General features: G+C 68.0%; 8 protein-coding genes. 4 read left to right on the top strand and 4 right to left on the bottom strand.

From position 1 onward, the window contains the following. Positions 1 to 137: 137 nt before the first annotated feature. The gene (locus GS4_RS09800; RefSeq protein ID WP_007620033.1) at positions 138 to 617 is read left to right on the top strand and encodes a DUF456 domain-containing protein; all 480 of its coding nucleotides are present in this window, start codon (positions 138 to 140) and stop codon (positions 615 to 617) included. 317 nt (positions 618 to 934) lie between these two features. On the opposite strand, the gene GS4_RS09795 is transcribed toward GS4_RS09800, so the two are convergent. Beyond that, complete coding sequence (locus tag GS4_RS09795) at positions 935 to 3,031, bottom strand: MMPL family transporter (RefSeq protein ID WP_007620031.1); 2,097 nt, start codon at positions 3,029 to 3,031, stop codon at positions 935 to 937. Between the two features lie 126 nt (positions 3,032 to 3,157). Between GS4_RS09795 and GS4_RS09790 the strand changes: the two genes are divergently transcribed. Continuing rightward, complete coding sequence (locus GS4_RS09790; protein ID WP_007620029.1) at positions 3,158 to 3,586, top strand: MarR family winged helix-turn-helix transcriptional regulator; 429 nt, start codon at positions 3,158 to 3,160, stop codon at positions 3,584 to 3,586. Then, positions 3,583 to 4,302 (top strand): YoaK family protein, encoded by a 720-nt coding sequence (locus tag GS4_RS09785; RefSeq protein WP_157226563.1) that lies wholly within the window; start codon positions 3,583 to 3,585, stop codon positions 4,300 to 4,302. Before GS4_RS09790 ends, GS4_RS09785 begins: the two co-directional genes overlap by 4 nt. On the opposite strand, the gene GS4_RS09780 is transcribed toward GS4_RS09785, so the two are convergent. Genes GS4_RS09780 through GS4_RS09770 form a run of 3 tightly spaced genes read right to left on the bottom strand, consistent with a single transcriptional unit; the run spans position 4,296 to position 7,200 of the window. Next, positions 4,296 to 5,120 carry an ABC transporter ATP-binding protein gene (locus tag GS4_RS09780; RefSeq protein WP_007620025.1) on the bottom strand — a complete coding sequence of 275 codons (825 nt, stop codon included), beginning with the start codon at positions 5,118 to 5,120 and terminating at the stop codon, positions 4,296 to 4,298. The genes GS4_RS09785 and GS4_RS09780 overlap by 7 nt on opposite strands. Beyond that, the gene (locus GS4_RS09775) at positions 5,117 to 6,214 is read right to left on the bottom strand and encodes a FecCD family ABC transporter permease (protein WP_007620023.1); all 1,098 of its coding nucleotides are present in this window, start codon (positions 6,212 to 6,214) and stop codon (positions 5,117 to 5,119) included. The genes GS4_RS09780 and GS4_RS09775 overlap by 4 nt, the downstream gene beginning before the upstream one ends. Continuing rightward, a complete protein-coding gene (locus GS4_RS09770; protein WP_040509974.1) occupies positions 6,211 to 7,200 on the bottom strand; it encodes a FecCD family ABC transporter permease in 990 nt (329 codons plus the stop codon). The genes GS4_RS09775 and GS4_RS09770 overlap by 4 nt, the downstream gene beginning before the upstream one ends. Before the next feature lie 190 nt (positions 7,201 to 7,390). On the opposite strand from GS4_RS09770, the gene GS4_RS09765 reads away from it, so the two are divergent. Continuing rightward, positions 7,391 to 7,849, top strand: a complete 459-nt coding sequence (locus GS4_RS09765; protein ID WP_040509973.1) for a hypothetical protein — start codon at positions 7,391 to 7,393, stop codon at positions 7,847 to 7,849. Positions 7,850 to 7,861 lie beyond the last annotated feature (12 nt).

The raw sequence follows: 7,861 nt of genomic DNA, 5'->3' as shown, positions 1-7,861 counted from the left end.
GTCGTCCGCCGCGGCCCGCTGCTGGAGCGCCCCAACGTCCACCGGCACCGCCTGCGGCGCGTCCGGCACCTCGACCGGCACCGCGGGCCGTCGACGAGCCGTCCCGCGCCTCCGTCGACTGACGCGACCTCGCAACCATGCCATTCGTCGGTGAGTTGGTGATCGGCGCTGTCATCCTGCTCGGCTTGCTCGGCATCGTCCTGCCGATCCTGCCCGGCACCCTGCTCGTGGTCATCGCCATCGGGGTGTGGGCATTCGTCGTCGGAGGCACCGCCTGGGCCGTCTTCGGAGTGGCACTCGGCCTGATCGTGATCGCCGAGGTGATCAAGTACGTGGTCGCCGGTCGGCGACTCCGCGGGGACGGCGTCCCCAATCTCACCATCGTGATCGGCGGTCTCGTCGGCATCGTCGGCTTCTTCGTGGTGCCGGTGATCGGTCTGTTCCTGGGATTCGTCCTCGGCGCCTTCGTGGCCGAACTCGCTCGCACCCGAGACGCGAACCGCGCCTGGCGGGGCGGGATCTCGGCCACCAAGGCCGTGGCACTCACCATGCTGATCGAACTGTTGGCCGCCCTCGTCGCGGCCTCGCTGTGGCTCGGGGCCGCCTTCGTCTGGTGATGCGGTTGCGTCGACAGTGCGCTCTGGATCGTCGACCGTGCGCGGCCGGGGTCGGTCGGGGGTCGGATTTTTGGCACGTGAGCGGGCTGCGGTGTGGTTATTGCAGGGTGTGGTCGGCTGGGGTGTCAGGAATCCGGTGAGATGGTTTGGTCGACCGTGCGCTCTGGATCGTCGACCGTGCGCGGCCGGGGTCGGTCGGGGGTCGGATTTTTGTCACGTGAGCGGGCTGCGGTGTGGTTATTGCACGGAGCGGTCGGCTGGGGTGTCAGGAATCCGGTGACCAATCCTTGACCGGAGATGTCGGCCGGCCGGAGCCGTCACTCCTTCCCGAGTCGCAACCGACTCGGCCACCAGACCGGTCGGCCGATGTCGTAGACGAGCGCGGGCACGAGCAGCGTGCGCACCAACAGCGCGTCGAGCAGCACGCCGAAGGCGACGATGAATGCGATCTGTGCGAGGAAGATCAACGGGATCACCGCGAGCGCAGAGAAGGTGGCCGCGAGCACCACGCCCGCCGAGGTGATCACGCCGCCGGTCACCGTGAGACCGCGGAGAACCCCGGTGCGCGTGCCGATCTCGAGTGCCTCCTCGCGCACCCTGGTCATCAGGAAGATGTTGTAGTCGATGCCGAGTGCCACCAGGAACACGAAGGCGAACAACGGGACGACCGGGTCGGCGCCGGGGAAGCCCAGTATGTGATTGAAGACGACCGACGAGACTCCGAGGGTCGCGGCGAACGAGAGGATCACCGTCGCCATCAACAGGATCGGGGCGAGGATCGACCGCAGCAGCAGACACAGGATGACCAGCACCACGAGACTGACCACCGGGATGATCAGGTTGCGGTCGTGGATGGCGGTTGTCTTCGTATCGAGGTCCACTGCGGTCGGCCCACCGACCAGTGCGTCGGCGCCGTCGACCCCGCGCACCGCTCCGCGAAGTCGCTCGATGGTGTCCTCGGCCGCAAGCGAATCGGCCGGATCGGTGAGGGTGGCGCGCAGCGCCACCCGACCGTCGACAGTCTTCGGTGCGCCGTCTGGGCCGGCCACCGGTGTCACCTCGGCGACCCCGTCGACACCCGATGCGGCCTGCTGAACCGGCTGCAGGGCACCGGAGTCGGCGATGATCATCGCGGGCGACCCGTCGCCGGCATCGAAGTGCGCGGCGAGCACGTCCTGACCGCGCTGCGAGTCGACGGTGAGCAAGAAGGTGTCCGACTGTGCGACACCGTCGGCGCGGAACTGGGGGACCAGCAGCGCACACAGCACCAGCAACAGACTGGAGGCGACCCAGAACCGCCGCGGATGGGCGCGGATGCGATCGGCCAGCGAGGCCCAGATGCGATGCCCTTCCTCGACGGTGTGCTCGCGATCGGGGTCCGCCTGTGGGCGGCGAGGCCAGAATGCGCTGCGCCCCAACAGGGTCAACACCGCCGGCAGGAAGGTCATCGAGGCGAGGAAGGAGGCGGCGATGCCGATGGCAGCGACCGGCCCCAGGCCGCGGTTGGAGTTGAGGTCGGACAGCAGCAGACACAGCACACCCGCGATGACCGTTCCGGCCGACGCCGCCACCGGCTCGAGTGTCGCCCGCCAGGCGACACGCATGGCCGAGTACCGGTCGACCGTCGTCGAGAGTTCCTCGCGATAGCGCGACACGAGGAGCAGTGCATAGTCGGTGGCTGCGCCGAACACAAGGATGAACAGGATGCCCTGGCTCTGGCCGTTGAGCGTGATGATGTCGTTCTTGGCCAACAGATAGACCAGGCCGCTGGCCAGGCCGAGTGCGAAGACCGCCGAGATGATCACGACGAACGGCAGGATCGGGCTGCGGTACACCACGATCAGGATCAGGATGACCACCGCACCGGCGACCAGCAGCAGCAAACCGTCGATGCCGCCGAACGCCGACGTGAGATCGGCCGCGCTCCCGGCCGGACCCGTCACGTAGATCGTCAGGCCCTCCGGTGCGTTGTTCGCCAACTGATCACGCAGGACCTCGACGCTGTCGGCGACCTCTCCGGACGAGTCGACCGGCACGACCATCTGCAGGGCCTGGCCGTCGTCGGAGCGGATGGCAGGTGAGGTGGTCTCGCTGATGCCATCGGTGCCGGCGACGCGATCGACCGCTGCGTTGACGAAGGCGGTGTCGGCCGGGGTCACCCCCGAGCTGCGCTCGACCACCACGATCGCCGGGATCTCGCTGCTGTCCACGAAGGCGCCCTCGAGCTGAGACACCTCGGTCGCCTCGGCGGATGCGGGCAGGAACGACGTGTTGTCGTTGGCCTGGACATCGCCGAGTTTGCCCGCGAACGGGCCGCCGACCGAGCCGACCGCCAGCCATCCGATGACCAGCAATGCTGGCAGAATCCACCGCAGACGGCTGACGGGTCGGCGGGTGGTGGAGGTGTCGGACACGATGCCTCGTCTCTCGTCGGGATCCGGCGCGGCGTGATTGTTCGATGCGTCGGCTTCTGGGACCATCTTGTTCAGCAGGCTGAGCAATTGCAAGTCCCGAGGTGGACGAGGAACGAGGATCGGGTGATGGACGACGGTATCGAGGGATGGCCGACCGGCCGCCTGCTGTCGACTGCGGCCCGGCTCGTCGAGCATGCATGGGAGCGGGTGCTGCGCGAATACGACCTGTCCAGCGCCGGACTCGTCGTCCTGCATGTGCTGTCGACCGGTCCGGCGTCGCAGCGTCAGATCGCGCAGGCGGCACGGGTGACCGATCAGACCGCGAGCCGGACGATCGAGCGGCTCGAACGCGTCGGCTACGTCACCCGGCAGACCGACCCCGCCGACGAACGTCGTAAACACGTGGCCGGCACGGCCGCCGGGCTCGACGTCTACCGGACTCTCCTCGAACGGGAACGCACCGACCCGACGCTGGTCGCCGCGCTCGGGGATTCCGAGCCTGCCCTGCGGGAACTGCTACTCGAGCTGCTCCGTGCGCGTCGGAGTGAATCGTGAACGCAGACAGCAGTAGTGGTGTGAGTCGGATCCAACTCGAGCGGCGTGTCCTCGCCCGATCGTTGCTCGTCGTCGCGGGATTCGTCGACGCCGTCGCCTTTCTGTACCTCGGTGGCACCTTTGTCTCGTTCATGTCCGGCAACACCACCGTGCTGGGCTCGTCACCGAGCACCCGGCAGTGGTCGGAGGCGGCCGAGTGCGGAGGCATCATCGCGCTGTTCTTCGTCGGCGTCGTAGCCGGATCGGTGTGCAACCGACTGTCGTGGGGCACACGGTGGCGCCTCACCGCGATCGTCACCGCGGGGATGGGACTCGTACTCCTGTTGGCGCTCACCGTGTCCGGACTGTCGGCGATGCTGGTGACCGCGGTGGTGACCGGCATGATCAACGCGACCTTCGAGAACGACCGGTCGGTGCGCGGCGGACTCACCTACGTGACCGGCACCCTGGTCACCGCGGGCCGCGAACTCGCCGACATCCTCGCCCCGAGTACCCGACACTCGGCCGACCGCCGTGCCTGGCTGATCAGCCTGTCGTCGTGGGCGCTGCTGGCGGTCGGTGCGGTTGCAGGGGGCTTCGCCTACCAGTGGATCCGGTTGCCCGCCCTGTGGTTCCCGTTCGGGCTCCTGCTCGTCGTGCTGGTCCTCGGTGCCGTCCTGCGGCCATCGGCCACTCCCGGGCGCGCCGGGACGCCCACGCCGACCACGGGTCAGTGAGCGGCGTCCGGGATCTCCTCGGGCAGACGGAGATCGCCGCGTGAGCCGACCGGCACGATCAGCGGATGGCCGAACAGCGGGTCCGGGATGATGTGGGACCGTAGGCCGAAGGCCTGCTCGAGGAGTTCGACGTCGATGACCGACTCGGGCGAACCGTGCCGCACGATCGCGCCGTCGCGCATCACGAACAGCGAATCGCTGTAGCGGGTCGCGAGATTCAGGTCGTGCAAGACCATGACGATCGTCTTGCCGTGCTCGGACTTGAGTTCGTGGACGAGGTCGAGCACCTCCACGGAATGCGCGAGGTCGAGGTACGTCGTCGGCTCGTCCAGCAGCAACAGGTCGGTCTCCTGCGCGAGCGTCAGCGCAATCCAGACGCGTTGTCGCTGACCGCCCGACAACGCGTCGACCGGCCGCTCGGCGAGTTCTGCGGTACCGGTCAGCTCGAGCGCCCGCTCGACGGCCGCCTCGTCCTCCGACGAGGCCTGCTGATACCAGCGCTGGTGCGGGTGACGACCGCGCGAGACCAGGTCGGCGACGGTCAGCCCCTCGGGTGCGACCGGGTTCTGCGGCAGCAGACCCAGGGTCCGGGCGACCGTCTTCGGTCGGATGGTCGCGATGTCCTGGTCGTCGAGGAACACGGTGCCCGCCTTGGCCGGCAGGAGCCGGGCCAGACAGCGCAGCAGGGTCGACTTGCCGCAGCCGTTGGGGCCGATGATCGTGGTGATCTGCGCATCGGGGATGGCGATGTCGAGGTCGTCGATGATGATCCGGTCGTCGTATCCGACGACCAGTCCTTCGGCGCGGAGTCGACTCATACGGTCGCCTTTCTGGACATGCTGATCATCAGGTAGATCAGGAACGGGCCGCCGATCGCCGCGGTGACGATGCCGACGGGGAGTCCGCCGGGGAGCAGCGTGCGGCACAACAGGTCTCCGGCGAGCACCAGGATGGCGCCGCACAGACCGGATGCGAGCGGGGTGGGCACCGACGAGTGGACGACGCGCATGGCGATCTGCGGAGCGAGCAGTCCGACGAACGCGATGGGACCGGCCGCCGACACACACAGCGCGGCGACGACGACGGCCACCAGCAAGATGACCGCCGTGATCCGGCCGGTCGGGACGCCGAGGCCCTTCGCGATGTCGGCGCCCAGGCTCATCGTGCTGATCTGACGCGACGTGAGCACGACGATGGCGACGCCGACCGCGATGGCGACGGCTGCGGGCCAGACATTGGACCAGCCGGCGTCGGCGACGGAGCCCACCAGCCAGGTCTGCGCCCGGCCGACGTCGTAGATGTTGGCGCGGGTCAGCAGATAGCTCGTCAACGCCTGCAGCATCCACGTCAGCCCCACACCGATCAGCACCAGGCGGAACGGGTCGATGCTGATGCCGCCGCCGCGCTTCCATGCGAGCAGGTACATCGCGATGGCGGTGGCGAGTCCACCGACGAGGGCCGCGCCCGGGACGCCGATGCTCGCGAACCACGCACCCCAGGAGCCGGCGAAGGCGATCGCGGCCACGGCCGCGGCACTTGCGCCCGCGGTGATACCGAGGATGTCCGGGGTGGCCAGCGGGTTGCGGGCGATCAGCTGAGTCAGCGAGCCGGCCATCCCGAGGCCGAAGCCGACCAGTGCCGAGACCAGCGCGCGGGGGAGCGCAACATCGAAGACCACCACGTTCTCGATGCGCGTACCACCGCCGAGCAGGATGCGGGCCACGTCGATCGGCGAGAGCGGGTACTCGCTGACACCGACGCTGAACAGGAACAGGATCAGGGCCACGACGATGCCGATGCCGACGACGATGAGTTGTCGGGGACGGATGATCCACGAAGCCCGGCCGAACCGGAAGACGGGACGCCGCCCGCGGATGGGGGTCGCGGTCGGATCGGAGAGAACAGTGCTCATACGCTCGCCAACCTCCGCCGACGGACCATCACGATCAGGAACGGTGCGCATACCAGCGCGAGTACCACGCCGACCTGCAGTTCACCCGGACGGGCCACGACGCGGCCGATCACGTCGCACACCAACAGCAGGATGGCGCCCAGCACAGCCGAATACGGGATGATCCAGCGGTAGTCGGGACCGACGAACGCCCGCGAGATGTGGGGCACCACCAGACCGAGGAAGACGATCGGGCCGCAGGCCGCGGTGGCCGCGCCGATCAGCAGGGTGATCGCCAGGACGCCGACGATCCGGATGACCACGACCCGGGAGCCGAGGGCCTTGGTCATGTCGTCGCCCAGGCTCAGGACGTTGAGGAAGAATCCGCTCGCGAGGGCCAGGACGAGGCCGATGCAGATGAACGGCAGGCTCGACCAGAAGATGTCGGGACTGCGGCCCGAGGTCGCCCCGACATTCCAGAACCGCCAGGTCTCGAGCGAGTCGGTGTCGGTCAGCACGATCGCCGACGTGAAGGCCAGGAGCAGGGCGGAGAGTCCGGTACCTGCGAGGACCAGGGTCAGAGGGCTGGTGCCGCTCAGCGCCGAGAGTCCGAACACCGCGCTCGCGGCGACCACCGCCCCGAGTAGCCCGAAGAACATGTAGGCGATCGGGCTCTGGATGCCGAGGAGGTACACACCGGCCACGACCGCGAGGGCGGCACCGGCGTTGACGCCGAGCATGCCGGGGTCGGCGAGTGGGTTGCGGGTGTGGCCCTGGGTCAGGGCTCCGGCGGCACCGATGGCCAGACCGACGACGAGTCCGAGTCCGGTCCGCGGGATTCGCAGGTCCCAGACGATGCCGTGGGCGTCGGTGCCCTCGGTGGAACTGTCGAACAGCGCCTGCCACACCTCGGTGACCCCGAGCGACCGGGTGCCGATGGCGACAGAGGCCACGATGGCGGCCAGGAGCACTGCGATGAGCAGCACCAACACGGTGAAACGACGCACAAAGGTAAACCTTACCAACCACGGAAGGTGCGAACGGAAGCCGTCGTCGGACATGGAGTTTGCGTAACGAAAGATCGGCATCGTACGTGTCGATCACGGCGAGGGGGTAACGATTCGATCTGGGCTGCGCGATAGTCCAACCAGTCACACAGTCAACACCGGATCGGAATCGAGGAAGGTCGACATGTCAATGTCTCTCACGCGTGCTTCCCTCACGCGCGCCGCCGCAGCAGTGCTGGCGACGGTCGGGATCGGTGCCGGGATGCTCGGGGCCACGGCCCCGGCCCAGGCGGCCACGCCAGGCAATCTCCAGCTTCTCGGCGGCGTGGAATGTCACTTCGGTCAGTGGGGCCAGCCCTGGAACCAGGCCTGGTACATGGAGCGATGGATGACCGTGCGCAACACCGGCGGCAGCAGCCTGCACAACGTCACGCTGCAGGAGATCAACGGGCCGACCAAGTTCATCAAGGAGCTCAAGCCCGGACAGTCGATGTCCAAGTGGAACGGCACCCGGTGGGTCCGTCCGATCGAGACGCGCTGGTTCGGCTGCTTCCCGAGCTCCATCAGCGGCTACACCATCGCAACCGAGGCGGAGAACGTCTTCGACAACTTCGGCTACTGGCGCAACGACATCCGTCGTCAGGGCTGAGACGCAGTAACG

Origin of the sequence: Gordonia soli NBRC 108243, assembly GCF_000334455.1 — a bacterium.
GTDB lineage: Bacteria > Actinomycetota > Actinomycetes > Mycobacteriales > Mycobacteriaceae > Gordonia > Gordonia soli.
The sequence above is the reverse complement of the archived record's forward strand: the minus strand, read 5'-3'. Positions and strand labels throughout refer to the sequence as shown.